Annotated in this window: 1 protein-coding gene and 1 other annotated feature; the gene reads right to left on the bottom strand. The window is 44.6% G+C overall.

Annotated elements, in window-relative coordinates; genetic code table 11:
• Positions 1-39: 39 nt before the first annotated feature.
• Positions 40-1,259, bottom strand: a protein-coding gene (locus ACT3TH_RS13670) for an IS3 family transposase (RefSeq protein WP_444756326.1) whose coding sequence is annotated in 2 segments (ribosomal slippage) — positions 40-974 and positions 974-1,259 — 1,221 coding nt in all. Because the reading frame shifts where the segments join, the coding sequence is not laid out codon by codon here.
• Positions 868-984: a sequence feature (AL1L pseudoknot), on the bottom strand. (Overlaps the previous gene by 117 nt.)
• Positions 1,260-1,309: the final 50 nt, after the last annotated feature.

Here is a 1,309-nt window from a genome sequence, read left to right as displayed (position 1 = left end):
TGAACCGCCCCGACTATATCGGAGAGTGGATTGCTTGAGTCAGGCAGCTTTGTCTGACTCAATAAAACTATCATAGTATCGTCTCTCAAACTCAAAAGGCGACACATAGCCAATCGTACTATGAATGCGAGTTTTGTTAAACCAATCGACCCATTCTAGGGTTGCTAATTCAACATCACTCACACCTTGCCACTGCGGTTTTAAATATTCAATCACCTCTGTTTTATAAAGCCCGTTAACCGTTTCAGCCAACGCATTATCGTATGAATCACCCGTTGTACCAACAGATGCAATGACGCCAGAATCAGCCATCTTATCAGTATAGCGAATGGATAAGTACTGAACGCCGCGATCACTATGATGAATCACATCTTTAGGATGGTTTCTGTCTGCAATGGCTTGGTTTAGTGCTGCCATCACCATATCAGTGTTCATACGATCTGATACTTTCCAGCCAACGATAGCGCGAGCAAATACATCAATGATAAAGGCGGTATAGACCCAACCACTCAATGTCTTTATATAGGTAAAATCAGCTACCCATAGCTGGTTAGGGCGATAGGCATTAAAGTTACGATTAACCAAATCATCAGCACGCTTTTGATCGTCACGAGACTTAGTCGTTATCTTACCTTTACCTCGCCAAACACCCTGCATGCCATGCTGCCGCATTAACCGCTCTACAGTGCAGCGTGCAGGATGTATACCCTCTGCTTTCAACTGTTTCCAGACTTTACGAGTACCATAACGGCACTTGCTATCACTCCAGATCCGCTGGATTTCACCAAGGTAGAAGTCGTCATGCTGACTACGCTGTGAACGCTTTTCAGGACTCAATTCTAGCTCTTTAGCACGATAGTATGTGGATGGGGCAATCGGCAAGACTCTACAAATAGCTGGAATGCCATAAATAGATTTATTCTCGTCGATGAATTGAACCATCACTAAGGTTTGCGGTCTATTTCCGCCTGGGCGAAAAAAGCGGCTGCTTTCCTTATGATCTCATTGGCTTGCTTTAATTCTTTGTTCTCACGTTCAAGCTCTTTGATACGCTCGGCTTGGCTTTGAGCTTGAATCTTTGCAGGAATGGTTTTATCAATGTGCTTTTTATGCCATGATCGTAGGGTCTCAGGCGTGCAACCTATCTTTGGTGCTATGGCTTTGATGGCTGACCAGGTGGATGGGTAGTCGTCTTTAGCTTCAATTAGCATACGGACGGCGCGCTCTTTCATTTCAGGGGTATAGTTTCGTGTTTTCATTGTCGTATTCTCTCAGAAAGTTGAGTCTCCGACAATCTCGGGGCGGTTCA

It is taken from the genome of Psychrobacter sp. AOP22-C1-C5 (genome assembly GCF_052378885.1).
Taxonomy (GTDB): Bacteria; Pseudomonadota; Gammaproteobacteria; order Pseudomonadales; family Moraxellaceae; genus Psychrobacter.
The sequence above is the reverse complement of the archived record's forward strand: the minus strand, read 5'-3'. Positions and strand labels throughout refer to the sequence as shown.